Below are 16,640 nucleotides of genomic sequence, written 5' to 3' on the forward strand. Positions count from 1 at the left end.
AATGCCTCCTAGCAATGACGAGGTAAAATCGAGCCATGCAACAACGCCGGCATTTTGCGAGTATTTACATATCCACTATTTTATGGTATAGTAATAAATATTAAGCTAACCCGGATATTGCATGAGATATAGGAGACAAAATCCTCGTAAAGCTGTATAATACTGGTATTTCATTAGAATAATACAAAGGATTTTGTCATGACAAATTGTATAGCATATAGTTACCAGTTTTCCAAAGTAAAAAATCGGACAATAGAGATAAATTTCACTGGAGGTGATATTAGTAGCGATGGAGGTGTGTTGTTATTAAGAGAAGCAGATAAAAGGCTTGGTATAACAGAGGAGCTTGCTAAAATATTTCCTGATAGACGAGATGGTAGTAAAATTACCCATAATATGGCAACAATGCTGAGGCAACGAATTTATGGTATTGCATTAGGTTATGAAGATTTAAATGACCACAATTATCTACGAAAATGTCCTGCTATGCAAACAGCTATGGAAACAATTGATGATATGGCAAGTAGTTCTACCTTATGTCGTATAGAAAACAATGCTGATAGACACTTTGCAATTAAAGTGCATGAACTAATGCTTGATAAATTTATTAAGTCTCATAAAATAGTACCAAAGCAGCTAATACTTGATTTTGATGCTACGGATGATGAAATTCATGGGCAACAGGAAGGTAAGTTTTATCATGGTTATTACGGTCATAATTGCTTTTTACCTTTGTATGTTTTTTGTGGAAAGCATCTGTTAGTTAGTTATCTTAGGACGTCAAAGCAGGATCAAGCAAAACATTCTTGGGCAATATTATCATTGTTAGTAAAACGTTTTCGCCAAGCTTGGCCAGAGGTAAAGATTATTTTTCGTGGTGATAGTGGATTTTGTCGTCATCAGATGTTTGATTGGTGTGATATTCATAATATAAAATATATTGTAGGAATGCCCCAAAATAACAGACTAAATGAGTTACTGAAACCTACAATGGAGAAGTCAAAAGCAGCATTTATTATAACCCAAGAAAAGCAACGTCTTTTTAGTGAGTTTCCATATAAGGCTGGTAGTTGGAGTCATGAACGTAGAATAATTGGTAAGGCAGAAATGACAATGCTTGGAGAAAATCCAAGGTATATAGTAACTAATTTATCAGATAAACCTGAAGATTTATACGACAAAGTTTACTGTGGTCGTGGTGATATGGAAAACCGTATAAAAGAGCAACAACTAGAATTATTTGCAGGATCGTACTTCTTGTCATAGATGGTGGGCTAATCAGCTCAGAATGATTTTATCGGGTCTTGCATACACTTTAGTAGAATATATCAGAGGTAATTTATTACAAGGTAGTGCATTAGCAAAAGCACAAATAGGTACAATACGTTTAAAATTATTAAAAATTGGGGTAGTAATTATCCGTAATACTAGGCGTATTAAGTTTTTGTTATCTTCATCATATCCTTACCGACAGGTATGGAATCATGTGATGAAGAAATTAGCATTAGAATAACCTAGATTAGCACTGTTCCCGGTGCTTAGAAAAAATGGGGTAAGGGGCATTACATCTAAAATTTGAAAATAACGGCTTCAAAGCACTTTTTGGCAAAATTTTTACAAAAGTATCATTGCTAATATTATAAATTACTCAATTTCTTACTTTAAATCTCACTTCATGCAATATCCGGGCTAAGGTATTTATGTCGATATTACCGATAGTAACGGCTCCGGATAATAGATTAAAGCAAAAATCTTTGCCGGTAGAGCTAATTACTAAAGAAACTCAAAAATTCATGGATGATATGGTGGAAACTATGTATCATGAAGATGGTTCCGGTCTTGCTGCCGTACAAGTCGGAGCTTTGAAAAGAATTTTGGTAATTGATATAAAAGATCATGATGATGTGCCAAGACCGGCAAATTTTTATCCTCTATTTATAGTAAATCCTGAAATAATAGAAAAATCAGCAGAATTAGTAACCGCTAAAGAAGGTTGTATTTCATTGCCGGAACAGAGATTTGAAATAACAAGACCTGAATCTATAAAAATAAAATTTCTTGATTATCATAATAATCTGCAAGAGCTTGCGGCGAATAACTGGCTAGCAAGAGTTATCCAGCATGAATACGATCATTTAGAAGGTAAATTAATGATCGACTATTTAAGTAGTCTAAAAAGAGATGTTGCTTTAAGAAAACTCCGAAAACTTAAAAATAATATAGTGTGAAAATAATCCTCATGGGGACGCCTGCCTTTGCACTGCCCGCCCTTGAAAAACTTATATACTCTAATAACCACCAACTAATTAGTGTTTTTACGCAAAAGCCGAAAGCTAAGGGCAGGGGGCTTCACGAGGTGAAATCCCCTGTACATCAATTAGCCCTGCAGCATCGAATACCGGTTTATACTCCGTCTACATTAAAATCAAATGAAGTAATTAACCTTATCAATTCTATAGAAGCCGATATAATAGTAGTAGTAGCTTACGGTTTTATAGTTCCGACGGCAATTTTAAATGCTAAGAAATACGGTTGTTTAAATATTCACCCGTCTGATTTGCCACGGCATCGTGGGGCTGCACCTTTGCAGCGTACTATTATCTGCGGAGATAAAGCAAGTGCCGTATGTATTATACGAATGGATGAGGGGCTTGATACCGGCGATATAATAGTAAAACAAAATTTTGATATACCGGCGAGAATGACGTTAGAGGAGTTGCATAATAAATGTGCTGCTATAGGAGCCGAACTTTTAATTAAAACATTAGATGAAATAGATCATTTGCCGCATGTTCCTCAAATCGACCAAGGTGTAAGTTATGCACATAAACTCACTAAAGAAGAAGGAAAAATTAATTGGGAAGAAGCCGCTTATCAAATAGATTGTAAAATTCGTGGAATGAATCCATGGCCCGGAGTATATTTTAGTTATAAAGATAAAATTATCAAAATTCTTGAGGCGGATTATCTAAATCAACCTCATGATTTTTTAGCCGGCACCGTCATTAGTAAAAAATTAGAAATAGCTTGCGGCACCGGTATATTGATCATTAAAAAGCTACAGCAAGAAGGAAAGAAAATAGTAATTACCGAAGAGTTTTTAAGGGGAGTAGATATACCTGTCGGTACTTTATTGATTTCAAGAGGTTGAAGTAGCCTTGTTGCATGGATCAAATTTGTGATGTCATTCCTGCGAAAGCGGGAATCCAGGCTTTTTTTTGTCATGCTGAACTTGTTTCAGCATCTCATTAATAGCTCCTGAAATAAATTCAGGATGACTATAATTCTCTGGATTCCCGCCTTCGCGGGAATGACATACAGCACTTTTTTAGGTAATGCTTCCTATAAATATAAATCACTATTCATTTCCCGTAATCTTGACACGGTGCGTTTAAACTCCTCTCGTCTAGCTGCTCCTTGACATATTTTTTCCGGCTGATCTTCGAGAGTCATAAATAATAATATTTTATAAAAATAAGCATTATCGATAAAGTTAATGAATCTAACGGCTATATCGGTGTTATCCGGTCGGATGATTTGGATATTTTCAACTATGATAATATTGAATTTTTGGCAAATATTGACATAATCTATGTAGCTAAGATTGCGAGTAAAAAGCTCCTCAAAATCTGTTATCAACACTTTTTTATAGCCTTGCTTAAATGATATTTCTCTCCCCAAAACTTCCAGAGTTTGAGGTGTTAAACGGTCTTCGGTAATATCTTTAATAATCTGTGTTAATTTACTTTGATTCTCAAGAGTCAGAGGGTAAATTATTCTATCATTAGCTATTTCTAGAGCCTTATCAAACCTATAATCATGATTGTTATCTAATTGCATAATGTAAAATTCGGCATTTATTTTATCAATAAAAGGTAAAAATGATTCTCTTTGCAAGCCGTCTTTATAAAGATTAGCAGGCTTTGTATTGCTTGTAACAAAGATAAATATGCTTTGTTTTATTAACTCCGTAAGCAAATTACCTATGATCATCGCATCGGTGATGTCTTTAATTTCAAACTCATCAATACAAAGTATCTTAGTTTTTTTTGCATAATTCTTGGCTATTTTAGGAATGATATTATTTTTTGACTCATTCTTACCTTGTAATTGATGCATAGCTTGATGCACTTGCTGCATAAAATTCTGATAATGAATTATAATTTTTGAGGTAGTTAATAATTCAAAAAAAGAATTCATCAACATAGTCTTACCCGTGCCGACAGAACCGTATAAGTAAATACCGCTTTTTAAGTTATTTTTACTAAATATTTGAAGTAATTTTCGAGGCTTATTAAGCTTTAATGCAACCTCAGCTAACTCTTTTGATAAAGCAATTTGTTTTAAGTCTAGTTTTATATCGAAACTCACAAAAGCATTTACTAAATAATTATTTTAAGTATTATAACTTCTAATAATTTCTTTAGCAAATTCATTTTAGGGAACATTGTGAAATTTAAAAGTAAAATAATATTATTGTTAGTATTATTTTTTCTATCTAACTGTATGAATTTTAAAGTACCGGAAAAAACTTTAAATGCAGTTCTAAATAATGAAAAAGCTATAATTATCTTTAACTCCGAAATTGCTACCTATCCTTATTATTCTTTTGCTTTTGCTCATACCGGCTGGTCTAGGTCAAATAATTTAAAAAAAATTGAGACTTTTGAATTGTCAAAAAATAACTCCCAATACGTAGACTATCGTTTATGGGTTTTAGAACCAGGAGAATATACCTTACAAAAAGTAGCTTTTTACGGTATAAGTGCTGATGAGCAATTTGGTATTGTTTCCACTTTATATACACCTAATTTGCTGAAATTCTCTGTTAAGGCAGGAGAAGTAATTTATTTAGGTAATATTATTTTTTATCGTTATGAAAATGAAATAATATATCAAATAATAGATGATTATGATGAAGCTTATGCAGTGGTTAAAAGCACCTACCCAGTCTTACAGTATAGATTAACAAAAAAATTAATAAGAAATGAATATCCTGAAAAAATTCGTAGTGTAAGTGAAGAATTTAAAGACTTCATAAGTAAATTACCTAAATAAATTATTACTAACTATGATAATAAATTGTAAACAAATTATATTAATTCTAGCTTTGTTTATTCTTACTTCTTGCAAAAACTATGTTATTTCAAAAAAAGACATCGATTTAGTCAAGAATAATGAAAAAGCTTTAGTAGTATCAGTTTCTAGAATTAGTACTTATTCTAATAAAGACTATTTACCAGCTTACATTGTGTGGAAAAATACTGGTCAAAAAAATATACATCGTACACTATGGGTTACAGATCCTAAAAATTATTTGGAAGGTTATAGTCTATGCTCGTATATACTAGAGCCTGGCGAATATAATATTAAAGAAATTATCTCAATGAAAAACGATTTCTTCAGTGATACAACTATTTCAACTTATTATGTAGCTGGACTTGCAAAATTTTCTATTAAAGGCGGAGAAGTAATATATTAAGGTAATATTACTTTTTACCTTAATAGAGATAAAATAGTATATAAAGTAACTGATGAGTATGATTATATTTACAAAGAAGCAAAAAAACTATTTCCAACATTACAGCCTAGGTTAACAAAAAGATTACTAACTAAATAATTTAGACTTCTTCGTAAAATTTTTCTAAAGATTGAATAGATATAAAAGATTATGCTTTTTAAGTTTTTTTTGTTTAAGATATCAAGTAAAGACTTTTTTTTATTAAGTTCCGTAGCTATTTTTTTTAGCTCATCTAATAAAGTGCTTTGTTTTTCGTCTAATACTAACGAAGGATACGAGTTTAAAGTCATCCAAAATATTTTTTCTCTAATTTATGATATGTTTTTTCCAAAATCGGTAAGTATAATTTAATATTTTCAAAAACTCGTTTTGCGTCTTCATATTTATAAACATGTAAAGTATTATTGCGGTCATCAAGCATTCTTAACCATATTTTTTCATCATCAATCATGTTAAATTGAAATGCTTTACTTATTACATCTCTTGGGGTGGTACTGTCAATTTCTTCATAGGCTAGTACTTTTTTTAATACTTTCCAGAATAGTTCAATAACAAATTCAAATCGTTGAGTAGACGCATCTAAAATAATAGAATCTGTATCTATTGCTGATCGTTCTATAACTTCATGTAAACGGCTTATTGCTTGTCCTAGTGTTTTAAAATAATCTTGCCAAAATATTTTTTCCATTAGAACTTCTCCTTTTTTATAAAGAATTTTTTTAAAATTATTGATATTTTGTTTAAATTTATCATCATCATTTAATGTATCGAATCGTACACAATCTATTTTTAAAAGTGTATCTGCATCATATATTATTTCTAAAACTTGATGCCAATCGTTTTCATTTGCACTAGGGCAAAGGATAGGCGATATCAATATCCGCACGTTCATTATTATCTCCTCGAGCACGTGAGCCAAAAAGCCAAATTTCCTTTATAAAAGGTAATTTAGTTAAATTTGTCAAAAAAGAATATTGCATTATATTGTTCATATAGTAGCTCTATATAAAAGTGTTGCATCGCCATAGCTGAAAAAACGCATCTTTTCTTTTATAGCATATTTATATAATTTATGCATCTCTTCAAAACCGGCAAACGCACATACTAACATAAATAAAGTAGATTTAGGGAAGTGGAAATTAGTAAGTAGCATATCGACCATTTGAAACTTATAGCCGGGTTTAACAAAAATACTTGTTTCAAAATCACCTGCTTTAATTTTTCCTTGCAGTGCTGAGCTTTCCAAGGTACGCATAGCGGTAGTCCCGACGGCAATAATACGCCGCCCTTCTTGTTTCGCTTTATTGATAATTTCAGCCGTTTCAGAAGTAATAGAACAATATTCCGTATGCATTTTATGCTCATCGATATTTTCAGATTTTACCGGCATGAAAGTTCCGGCTCCGACATGCAACGTTACAAAAGCTGTTTCTACGCCTTTTTCCTTGATTTTATCAAGTATCTCATTAGTAAAATGCAAACCGGCAGTCGGTGCTGCTACCGATCCTTTAACTTTACTATAAACAGTTTGATAACGGTCGTTGTCTAGTACGTCGTCATTTCCGTATAAGCAGGAATCTATTTTTAATTTTTCTGGATACCCGCTTTCGCGGGTATGACATAAAGGAGTATTAGCCTGAAGCTTATTACGCTTAATATAAAGCGGCAGCGGCATTTCACCATATTTATCCAAAAATTCAAAAATGGTAATATTATCCAGCTCAAACTGTAATTCAATCTCACCCATTGCTAGCTTTTTTACAACAACTACTTTGTGCTTATCAAAAGTAAACTCATCGCCGACATGAAGTTTACGAGCGGGTTTAGCAAAAGCTGCCCAACAATTACCATGTAGTTTTTTATTTAAATTGATAGTTATATTTTTCCCTAAATTTAGCTTAGCTTTAATCACTTTACTATTATTGAAAACTAGTAAATCGCCCGGTAATAAATAATCAATTATATTATAAAATTTGGTTTTAATAGGCTCTAGAGCAGCAACTAGCAAATCCGAATGATCACGCTTTTCACTAGGCATTTGTGCTATCAGCTCAGTAGGCAAATTAAAATCAAAATCGGATAGTTTCATTGTTATTTACACTATCAACCCTTTTACTTGTGAATTCCACAGCCTTTGATAGAGTTCACTGTTTTTTAACAATTCCGTATGTGCTCCATCGTCAACTATACTACCTTTATTAAACACTAAAATCCTGTCCATGTGCAATAAAGTAGATAATCTATGAGCGATAACTATCACAGTTTTATTACTCATTAAATAACGCAGAGAATCTTGAATTAAATTCTCGGTTTCGCTATCTAAACTACTGGTAGCTTCGTCAAGAATTAATATAGGAGCATTTTTTAATATTGCTCTAGCTATTATAATCCTTTGCCTTTGCCCGCCGGATAGGTTATTACCGCGTTCTCCACACATAGTATCGTAACCTTCCGGTAAATTCATTATAAAATCATGGATATGTGCAGCTTTTGCTGCTTCCATAACTTCCTCAATACTAGCATCTTTCTTGCCGTAATTAATATTTTCTATAATGGTTCTATGAAATAAAATCGGCTCTTGCGGGATAACGCTAATCGCTTTTCGTAAAGAGTCTTGAGTTACATCTCTAATATTTTGATTATCGATTAAAATCATTCCCTCCTCTATATCGTGCAACCTAGTAATTAAACTTACAAAAGTTGTTTTACCTGAGCCGGAGAATCCTACCAACCCTACTTTTTGCCTGCTTGGAATTAGTACCGATTTATTTTGGAATAAGTTATTATTGTGATAATAATTAAAAGTAACATTTTTAAATTCTATTTGTCCCTTATCTACATTTAAAGGAGTAGCATTTTCAATATCGGTGATAATATGCGGTGCCATTAATGATAATCCTTGATTAAATGCACCGATTTGTTCAAACACATCGCCGATTTCTTGCGTTAACTCCCAAATATCATCCGATACATTCACACAAAGCGTTAAGACAAGTACACAATCCCCGATGGTAATAGATAATTGCGAGCGGAGCGATGATAAATAATAAATCATTATAAAGATCATTATTGAACAAGACAGACCTAATATATAGCGTAATTTGAACATAAAAAACTGCATAGTCTGCTCGTCGGCAATGGCATTTTCTATTCTGGTTTCTAAATGGTGACGTTCAAATTTATGCGAGGTGAACATCCTAACCGCACTAATATTAGTAATAGCGTCAACGATACTACCGGAGACTAGCGATTGACTTCTTGCATAATTTATTGAATATTTATTAATTTTACTTGAAAAGAACATACTAATGCCGAAGAAAACAGAAATCCATATTATGAAGATAGTGGCGGTTATGTAATGTACCGAATATAAAGCAATAAGAGCAAAAACAATAATTGCTACCTTACGAATAATTTTTTCACCCAATATTGAAATAATCATCTCGAAAGACCTAGCAGTTTCGGTAATACGATTACTAATATGTCCGGCTAAATTATCTTGAAAAAATTTATGGCTATGATACTGAGTATAATCATAAAGTTCATCTAGTATTTTACCTTTTATATAAGGCATAGTTTTAAGATAAAGATAATCATATACACGATATGTAATATTAATTGTCTCCCACCAAAGACCGTAAGTTACTGCCCAGAAGAGCATAGAAGATACAAGATTATTTGTACGTTCATCGCCGAAAGATTCAATTAAGTCAATAATCTTTTGTAATAATATGCTATCAACCGCCGGTATCATACCAAATATTACGCAGCTTACGGCTAGGAGAATAATTTGTATCTTCTTGAATTTTAGAAAATAAAAACCTAAATTCATTGTAGATTTAGAAAGATTGGGAGCTTTCGCCACGATATATGCTCTATAATTTATAATTTGCAAATAGAATAACAAACAAACCTTGCTTCTTTTTGTAAATAATGTTACAAAAAATGGATAAAATAACCTTAAATCATTAGAAATGAAAGAAAAAGAATTACCTTCTAACCTTTTAGAAACTAAAAAAAAATCATTAAAAAATAACGATTCGCCTTTTTTTGATGTAAAATATATTTGTCAAGCAAGTGCGTTAATTACCGAATCGATACGAAGAGGGTTTGACGTAACACAACTGCCTAATGGTGATGTCAATGTAACGGAAGTAAGAATTGTAAACGTTCATTATAGCTGGAATCCTGTAAAAGAAAAATTTATAAAAACCGGTCAGAATGAATATAATCATATCAAAAACAACTAATTAAAGCAAATAGTATAATATGGAATTTGATCAAGTATTATTGTCAAGGATACAATTTGCTTTTACAATAAGCTTTCATATAATTTTTCCGGCATTCACTATCGGGCTTGCTAGTTGGCTAGCCGTCGTGGAAGGATTATGGCTAAAAACAAAAAATAATATTTATCAAGAAATATATAAATTTTGGGTAAAGATTTTTGCCGTTACTTTCGGTATGGGTGTAGTTTCCGGTGTAGTAATGTCTTATCAATTCGGTACTAACTGGTCGGGTTTTTCGGACAAAGTCGGTAACGTACTCGGTCCTTTGTTAGGCTTTGAAGTTCTTACGGCTTTTTTCCTTGAGTCCTCTTTTCTTGGTATTATGCTATTTGGCTTTAACAAAGTTAGCAAAAAAATGCATTTTATAGCTACTTTAATAGTAGCGATCGGCACGGTTATTTCGGCCTTTTGGATTTTGTCCGCTAATAGTTGGATGCACACCCCAACCGGTTTTAGATTAAATGAAGACGGTTTTTTCTATCCTTTAAACTGGTTAGAAATTATTTTTAATCCTTCTTTTCCTTACCGCTTTTTGCACATGCTTACTGCCTCATATCTTACTACTTCTTTTGTTATTGGCGGTGTAGGTTGTTGGTATCTACTAAATAACCGCTATAAAGAACACGCTAAAATTATGCTTTTTATGGCAGTGTTAATGGCATTATTCGTTGCTCCTATTCAGCTTTTTATCGGCGATCGGCATGGTTTAAATACGCTGCAATATCAACCGGCAAAAATAGCTGCTATGGAAGGGATTTGGGATACGGAGAAAGGAGCAGCATTTACTCTGATAGGATTTCCTGATCAAAAAGAAGAAAAAACTAAATATGCAATTCAAATTCCTAAAGGTGCAAGTCTAATATTAACTCATAGTTTAAACGGCGAAATAAAAGGGCTAAAAGAATGGTCAAAAAAAGATCGTCCACCTGTTGCTATTGTATTTTTTAGTTTCCGTATTATGATTGGAATCGGGTTTTTAATGGTATTTACGGGACTTGCGGGATTATATCTTTATCTGAAAAAAAGGTTATATACTACCCGTTGGTTTCAATATTGGTATATAGCAATGGCCCCCTCCGGTTTTATAGCAGTACTTGCCGGTTGGTTTGTTACCGAAATCGGTAGGCAACCTTATATTGTTTATAATATTCTTAGAACATCGGAAGTAGTATCGCCCGTGCTTGGGGAGTATGTATTTATTTCTCTTATTGCCTTTATACTGGTTTATGCCGTGGTGTTCGGTTCCGGATTATATTATATCATGCATTTAATCATTAAAGGACGGTGATAGCTGAGAATAAAGAAACTTACGGTGAACATGGTTTGAATAATCCGTTAATGGAAAAGAAATTATGAAGCTTTTTTCTGGATACCGTGGTCAAGCCAGCCTTGTTGCATGGATCGAGAAAAGTGCTATATGTCATTCCTGCGAAAGCAGGAATCCAGAAAAAACACTTAAAATAGGTAAAATTATATAAAAATTTACTATATAATTCGCTTAAATATTCTCTGGATTCCCGCTTTTGCGGGAATGACATCAAAAATTCGATCCACGCAACAACACAGGTACAAGTCACGGTATGACACCATACTTGTAATAACCATAACCGAAGTTAGAATAAATTTATTCTATAACTTCGGCTTCTTGACAAAGCAGCTAAATAACTATAATTTCTTTCCTTCTATAATTATCACATTTTTTTATATGGTCGCTAAAGTAAAAATTCAAAAACTCTCGAATTTCACAAGCTTATTGCCTAGTTATGCAACGGAACATAGTGCAGGTATGGATTTGTTTGCCGCAAATATCGAGCCTGTCACTGTCAAAGCAGGGGAAATAATATTAATCCCCACCGGTATTGCCATAGCTTTGCCTTTTTCATTTGAAGCTCAAATAAGACCACGCTCAGGACTTGCTGCTAAACACGGTATTACGGTTGCTAATTCTCCGGGTACTATTGATGCTGATTACCGCGGTGAAATAAAAGTTATTTTAATTAATTTAAGTAAGCAAGATTTTATTATTGAACGAGGCATGAGAATTGCTCAAATGGTGATTGCCAAATATGAGCAAATATCGTGGGAAGAAGCCGAATCTCTGGAGGAAACGGCACGGGGTTCAAGTGGCTTCGGTTCTACCGGTCACTTATAGCCTGTTGCCTGGGACGCTAAACGTCATTGCGACCGGCATTGGTCTTGGTTGCATGACTCCCGGAATCGTCATTGCGAGCGACTAAAGGCGTTATTGCCTGGTTCGAATTTTCGATGTCATTCCCGCGAAAGCGGGAATCCAGAGAATATTTAAGCAAATTATATAGTAAATTTTTATATAATTTTGCTTATTTTAAGTGTTTTTCTGGATTCCTGCTTTCGCAGGAATGAAATATAGCACTTTTCTTGAGCCATCCAAACAACACCCGTAGCTCCAGCGTTGCTGTATGACTCAAAAAAACGTCATATCGTTCTACTATCTCAATTGGTATTTGAACTATAATTATTCATTAGATAATTAAATTCTGCGCCGTAAATGAAAATCATATTGATAATATAAAAAAATATCAGTGTAACTATTATGCTGCCCAAAGACCCGTACATTATGTTTAATTGATTATAATATACGATATAAGTAGAAAGTAAGTAGCCGCTTATTACCCATAATATTACCGTTAAAAAAGCACCGGGAAATACATCGACAAAATTTAATTTTATATTAGGTAATATATAATATAGCGAAGAAGCCCCGAGGAATAGTAAAGCTAAAATTAAAGCATATCTTATAAAATTTAAAGTGTTTTTATGTTGGTCAATAACTTCTAATATTACCGGAATTTTTGTAAGTATTATCGGGATAAAAACTAAAAGAAACATTGTAAGGGTGATTAATATACTTATTATAAGAAATTGTATAATGCTAAGTAATCTTCTTCTTATATAAGGCGGGGGAGATTTTATTTCGTATACACGGTTTAATATTGTTCTAAGGCATTCAACAAATGACGAAGCTGTCCAGACGCTACCTACCACCGCAAGAGTCATAAGGCTTTGAGGAGGAGCACTTAATAATTCTTTTATTCTTTTTTGAATTGATTCGGTGGCTTGTTCAGGCATGCTTTCTAGAAAAATTTGTATAAAATTTTGTCCAAGTTCCGAAGCTCCCAAAAAACTTGTAAGAGCTAATAAAAATACTAGAAAAGGAAAAATAGATAAGAGTATCATAAACGACATATAACCGGAATGTTCAACCCCGTCATGTTCTATAGTTCTGAAAAGTGCATGATAAAGGCAGCTAAAAATTTTACTCATTAAAGGTTTTTTATTTTAGTATATAACTTGGAAAGCATACAAAGTTTTATAGTAAAGTGCAAAGTGATATTAAAAATATCTATGTTTAAATTATTATATAGGTATAAAAAACACATCCTTATTTTTTTAAAATTATTTTTAATAAGTTTTTAAAATTCTTCTTGCTTAAACCTTATAAATCTATATAATACCGAAAATTAAAACTTTTTATAAATTGAAATTATTTATACTTTTGGTAGAAAATAATTTTTGATAAGTAGCTGATTTGTTAAAAATATAAAGCAGTTAAAATTTTTATTAACTTAATATCTATCTGCGATATTTATGTGATATTTTTACTATAAATCTTTATAAAAATATTTTTAAATATTATCGTCGAAAATTAAGTTATTTTTAAACGAATACTAATATACTGCTAAAGTACAAATTTAATAAGAAATATTTTAAATTTATTACAATTTTCTTTTATTTTTAGGTTTTATCTCAAATATATTAGAACATACTTAAGAAATATTTAATAAATAATTACAAAAAGCTTAAAAATTGTTATTTTATAGTTGTATATAATATTAAAATATGGTACAATTTCCACCCATAATTGTATAACATTCATAAATACTAGATTTTTAATAATTAGTATTTTTGCAAAACACAATAATTGACAATTTTGTTAGAAGGACAATTGCTACAACAGCAGACTTCTTGCATAACGTAACTAATAAGGCGGAATTTGAAGGAAACACTTTACCTACACCGTAGCGTACAAAGAAGTACGTGAGGATGCGAGTACTGGATTGACGTACAAATTACCCTTAGAAGCAAGTTATGTGAGAAGTCTAGTAAACAATAATTAATCAGGGAGATAATAATGGTAAGAAAAAATGACTTCATACAAAAAATTGATGATTTTATCGGAAAAAAGATTTATTCCTTGCGCCTTGCAAAAGGTTTGTCTCGCCAACAACTTGCAGAAGTGATAGATGTTACACATCAACAACTACAAAAATACGAAAAAGCAATTAACAGAATTTCGGTCGGTAGATTAGTATTTATTGCAAAAGCTTTAGATAGAAATATTGATTATTTTTTTGACGGATTAGACGAAGCCGATAACCCGCAGCCTATTCATACTCAACATCAACGTATGTGTATTGAAGTTTCAAGAAATTTCATGAAAATTGATAGTACGGAGCAACAAGCAATTAACAATTTAGTAAAGTGCTTGGCTAACAAAAAGAAAATAAAAGAAAAATTATAAATTCGAAATCTTTTAAAACCGATGTCATTCCAGCAACAGTGCAGCGTTGTTGCGTGGATTGGAATCATTACAAAAAACCCTGTCATTGTGAGGAGGGACGTAGTGCCGACGTGGCAATCTAGGAAAAAAAACAGCAAAAAATGCTATGAAAATTATTATTTTCTAGATTGCCACGCCGCTTGCAGCGGCTCGCAATGACGTTGCAGGTATCCACGCAACAACGCCAAGCGGCACCTCGCTATGACATTTGGGTATCCATGCAACAACGCCTAGCCGATATGACACCGAAGCGTTTTAGGAAAACACTCAAAATATAGCAATTATTTCTGTAATTTTAAGTAGGTGTCGGCAAGATTGACATAATTTTTTATGTTATCTTCCATATATTCTAAATCTTGATCAGTTAAATATCTAACGAATTTTGCCGGCGATCCCATCCATAATTCTTTCGATTTAATTATTTTATTTGGAGGAATAAGACTCCCGGCGGCAATAAAAGCATATTCTTCAATTATAGAATAATCCATTATAGTAGATCGCATACCGATAAAGGCATTATTATGAATTTTGCAGGCATGTATAAGAGCAAGGTGACCGACTGTTACGTTATTTCCTATCTCTACGGGACCGTTAAACCGAGAGGTATGAATTACCGTCCCGTCCTGTATGTTAGTGTTACTGCCGATTTTGATCGAATTAACATCACCTCTAAGGACGGTATTAAACCAAATACCGGATTTACTACCGACTTTTACCGCTCCTATTAAAGTGCTGCTAGGTGCAATATAAGCTTCTTTATCAATTTCGGGAGTAATCCCTTGATAAGGGACAATATTAAAAGACATTTTATTAATTATTATAGTCTATCCAAGAAATATTACCGTCTTTGCGATAATAAACTACATTAATACGATCATTCTTGCTATTTTTAAATAATATAGCCGGCAGATCTTCTAAATCCATTTTCATTACGGCTTCTTTTACCGATAATGTTAATATTTCTAAAGATTTTTCAGCAATAATAACCGGACTATTATCGCTATCGTTATCATTTAGCTCTTCATCTTCCGAATGTTTCTTGCTACTAATAATATATTTTGTTCCTGCAGAAGCGATTTCGGAAATTTTCACCTTGTCGGCATGATGATTTTTAAATTTTGACTTATATTTTCTAAGTTGTTTTTCAAGTTTTACAAGCGACATATCAAATGCAGAATATATATCGTCACAGCTGAAACTACTTTTTACTGTATTATGCTTTCCGGTGCCGTATTTTACTATGATATCGCAAGTAAAATGGGAGTTATCTTTTGAAAAATGTATATTTGTATTTATTATATCGGCAAAATATTTTTTTACTATTTGGGTAGTACGTTCTTTTGAATGTTCCTGTAAGGCACTACCTATAGAAATATGTTGTCCTGAAACTGATATACTCATAAATACCTCTGTGATTTAGTAATAAAAAAATTGATGATATAATTTAATATCTATTTCCTATAATTATACAATAATTATTATTATATAGGTAGCTAGAGCTTAAATACACCTATATAATTAATAGATAATTAAATTAAACTCAAGTCCTTATTATTAAATAAAATTTTGACTTTTAAGTTTATCATAAAAATACTGAAATAAGCCTATGTTAATAAGGAAATTTTTTTGTATTTCTAGTAGATTTTGATTTTAAAGATGCAACCCTTTTATCTCTAAATCTCAATTTACTCTTATGTAATTTAATTAACTCTTTAGTAATTTTAACTACTAAAGAAGGATTAATTCCTGCTTCAGAACAAGTTGAAAGAAACGCTTCGCTTCCTCCAAAAATCCATTCTTTTGCCTCATATTCTATTTTTTTCGCTTCTCGTTTCGGTGAAGTATTAGTTGCATCAATTATTGCTTGCGTAATGATAGCTCTACGCAGTGCAACATCAGGAGAAACATTATATAGTTTTATGCGTTCAAACGGAGTAGTTAATCTAATTACATTTGGCTTAGCCATTCTATACCTCTCATATTAAGGGATTTAAAATAAAATTTATTAAATTATGTTAAGATTTTTTTTGAATTTAGATACAAACCTCCCTTATTAATGAGTCTTGCAAAGTATAATAATTTTTTAGATCACAACTAAGAGTTAGGCTTTAAAATAATTAACCTATTTTAGAGTTTGAAAATTTAAGGAAGTGTCTTTATTGGTTAGACCTAGCGTTGTTGCATGGCTTGAAAATTAATAAAAATTCGTCATGATCACAGCCGCTTCGTG

At 32.1% G+C, this 16,640-nt stretch carries 17 protein-coding genes and 2 pseudogenes; 10 read left to right on the forward strand and 9 right to left on the reverse strand.

Annotated elements, in window-relative coordinates; all coding sequences use genetic code 11:
* Nucleotides 1–198 precede the first annotated feature (198 nt).
* The 3 genes and pseudogenes from AAGD48_RS02945 (at nucleotide 199) to fmt (ending at nucleotide 3,151) form a co-directional block, all read left to right on the forward strand.
* Nucleotides 199–1,513 (forward strand): annotated as a pseudogene (locus tag AAGD48_RS02945) (IS1380 family transposase).
* A 187-nt stretch (nucleotides 1,514–1,700) separates the two neighbouring features.
* A complete protein-coding gene (gene def / locus AAGD48_RS02950) occupies nucleotides 1,701–2,228 on the forward strand; it encodes a peptide deformylase (protein WP_341790396.1) in 528 nt (175 codons plus the stop codon).
* A complete protein-coding gene (gene fmt / locus AAGD48_RS02955; RefSeq protein WP_341790397.1) occupies nucleotides 2,225–3,151 on the forward strand; it encodes a methionyl-tRNA formyltransferase in 927 nt (308 codons plus the stop codon). Before def ends, fmt begins: the two co-directional genes overlap by 4 nt.
* Before the next feature lie 191 nt (nucleotides 3,152–3,342).
* Here fmt and zapE read toward each other — a convergent pair whose 3' ends face one another.
* A complete protein-coding gene (gene zapE / locus AAGD48_RS02960) occupies nucleotides 3,343–4,371 on the reverse strand; it encodes a cell division protein ZapE (protein WP_341790398.1) in 1,029 nt (342 codons plus the stop codon).
* A gap of 78 nt (nucleotides 4,372–4,449) precedes the next feature.
* Here zapE and AAGD48_RS02965 point away from each other — a divergent pair, with 78 nt between their 5' ends.
* Both AAGD48_RS02965 and AAGD48_RS02970 read left to right on the forward strand, forming a co-directional pair.
* Nucleotides 4,450–5,058 carry a hypothetical protein gene (locus tag AAGD48_RS02965; RefSeq protein ID WP_341790399.1) on the forward strand — a complete coding sequence of 203 codons (609 nt, stop codon included), beginning with the start codon at nucleotides 4,450–4,452 and terminating at the stop codon, nucleotides 5,056–5,058.
* Between the two features lie 13 nt (nucleotides 5,059–5,071).
* Complete coding sequence (locus AAGD48_RS02970; RefSeq protein WP_341790400.1) at nucleotides 5,072–5,482, forward strand: hypothetical protein; 411 nt, start codon at nucleotides 5,072–5,074, stop codon at nucleotides 5,480–5,482.
* Between the two features lie 325 nt (nucleotides 5,483–5,807).
* Here the strand turns inward: AAGD48_RS02970 and AAGD48_RS02975 are convergent, their stop codons facing one another.
* The 4 genes from AAGD48_RS02975 to AAGD48_RS02990 are packed head-to-tail and all read right to left on the reverse strand — an operon-like array spanning nucleotide 5,808 to nucleotide 9,386.
* A complete protein-coding gene (locus AAGD48_RS02975; protein ID WP_341790401.1) occupies nucleotides 5,808–6,398 on the reverse strand; it encodes an HI0074 family nucleotidyltransferase substrate-binding subunit in 591 nt (196 codons plus the stop codon).
* Entirely contained in the window at nucleotides 6,373–6,486 is a 114-nt protein-coding gene (locus AAGD48_RS02980) for a nucleotidyltransferase domain-containing protein (protein ID WP_341790402.1), read from the reverse strand. The genes AAGD48_RS02975 and AAGD48_RS02980 overlap by 26 nt, the downstream gene beginning before the upstream one ends.
* A gap of 23 nt (nucleotides 6,487–6,509) precedes the next feature.
* Nucleotides 6,510–7,610, reverse strand: a complete 1,101-nt coding sequence (queA, locus tag AAGD48_RS02985; RefSeq protein ID WP_341790403.1) for a tRNA preQ1(34) S-adenosylmethionine ribosyltransferase-isomerase QueA — start codon at nucleotides 7,608–7,610, stop codon at nucleotides 6,510–6,512.
* A 6-nt stretch (nucleotides 7,611–7,616) separates the two neighbouring features.
* On the reverse strand, nucleotides 7,617–9,386 hold the full coding sequence (locus AAGD48_RS02990) for an ABC transporter ATP-binding protein (RefSeq protein WP_341790404.1): 1,770 nt from the start codon (nucleotides 9,384–9,386) through the stop codon (nucleotides 7,617–7,619).
* 109 nt (nucleotides 9,387–9,495) lie between these two features.
* On the opposite strand from AAGD48_RS02990, the gene AAGD48_RS02995 reads away from it, so the two are divergent.
* From AAGD48_RS02995 to dut, 3 genes and pseudogenes are all read left to right on the forward strand, one after another.
* On the forward strand, nucleotides 9,496–9,771 hold the full coding sequence (locus tag AAGD48_RS02995; protein ID WP_341790405.1) for a DUF2671 domain-containing protein: 276 nt from the start codon (nucleotides 9,496–9,498) through the stop codon (nucleotides 9,769–9,771).
* 19 nt (nucleotides 9,772–9,790) lie between these two features.
* A pseudogene (locus AAGD48_RS03000) lies at nucleotides 9,791–11,166 on the forward strand (cytochrome ubiquinol oxidase subunit I).
* 349 nt (nucleotides 11,167–11,515) lie between these two features.
* Complete coding sequence (gene dut, locus AAGD48_RS03005) at nucleotides 11,516–11,962, forward strand: dUTP diphosphatase (protein WP_341790716.1); 447 nt, start codon at nucleotides 11,516–11,518, stop codon at nucleotides 11,960–11,962.
* Nucleotides 11,963–12,282: 320 nt separating this feature from the next.
* Here dut and AAGD48_RS03010 read toward each other — a convergent pair whose 3' ends face one another.
* A complete protein-coding gene (locus AAGD48_RS03010) occupies nucleotides 12,283–13,113 on the reverse strand; it encodes a YihY/virulence factor BrkB family protein (RefSeq protein WP_341790406.1) in 831 nt (276 codons plus the stop codon).
* Nucleotides 13,114–13,981: 868 nt separating this feature from the next.
* On the opposite strand from AAGD48_RS03010, the gene AAGD48_RS03020 reads away from it, so the two are divergent.
* Together AAGD48_RS03020 and AAGD48_RS03025 are read left to right on the forward strand one after the other, a co-directional pair.
* Nucleotides 13,982–14,371, forward strand: coding sequence for a helix-turn-helix domain-containing protein (locus AAGD48_RS03020; protein WP_253307547.1), 390 nt, complete (start codon nucleotides 13,982–13,984; stop codon nucleotides 14,369–14,371).
* Nucleotides 14,372–14,565: 194 nt separating this feature from the next.
* Complete coding sequence (locus tag AAGD48_RS03025; protein WP_341790407.1) at nucleotides 14,566–14,688, forward strand: hypothetical protein; 123 nt, start codon at nucleotides 14,566–14,568, stop codon at nucleotides 14,686–14,688.
* A gap of 3 nt (nucleotides 14,689–14,691) precedes the next feature.
* On the opposite strand, the gene AAGD48_RS03030 is transcribed toward AAGD48_RS03025, so the two are convergent.
* The 3 genes from AAGD48_RS03030 to AAGD48_RS03040 all read right to left on the reverse strand — a co-directional run bounded on the left by AAGD48_RS03030 (nucleotide 14,692) and on the right by AAGD48_RS03040 (nucleotide 16,376).
* Entirely contained in the window at nucleotides 14,692–15,216 is a 525-nt protein-coding gene (locus AAGD48_RS03030; RefSeq protein ID WP_341790408.1) for a gamma carbonic anhydrase family protein, read from the reverse strand.
* 4 nt (nucleotides 15,217–15,220) lie between these two features.
* The gene (hpf, locus tag AAGD48_RS03035; RefSeq protein ID WP_341790409.1) at nucleotides 15,221–15,811 is read right to left on the reverse strand and encodes a ribosome hibernation-promoting factor, HPF/YfiA family; all 591 of its coding nucleotides are present in this window, start codon (nucleotides 15,809–15,811) and stop codon (nucleotides 15,221–15,223) included.
* Between the two features lie 208 nt (nucleotides 15,812–16,019).
* Nucleotides 16,020–16,376: a hypothetical protein gene (locus AAGD48_RS03040; protein ID WP_341790410.1), complete on the reverse strand. Its 357-nt coding sequence runs from the start codon at nucleotides 16,374–16,376 to the stop codon at nucleotides 16,020–16,022.
* Between the last annotated feature and the right edge of the window lie 264 nt (nucleotides 16,377–16,640).

It is taken from the genome of Rickettsia endosymbiont of Polydrusus tereticollis (genome assembly GCF_964026385.1).
Classification (GTDB): Bacteria; Pseudomonadota; Alphaproteobacteria; order Rickettsiales; family Rickettsiaceae; genus Rickettsia.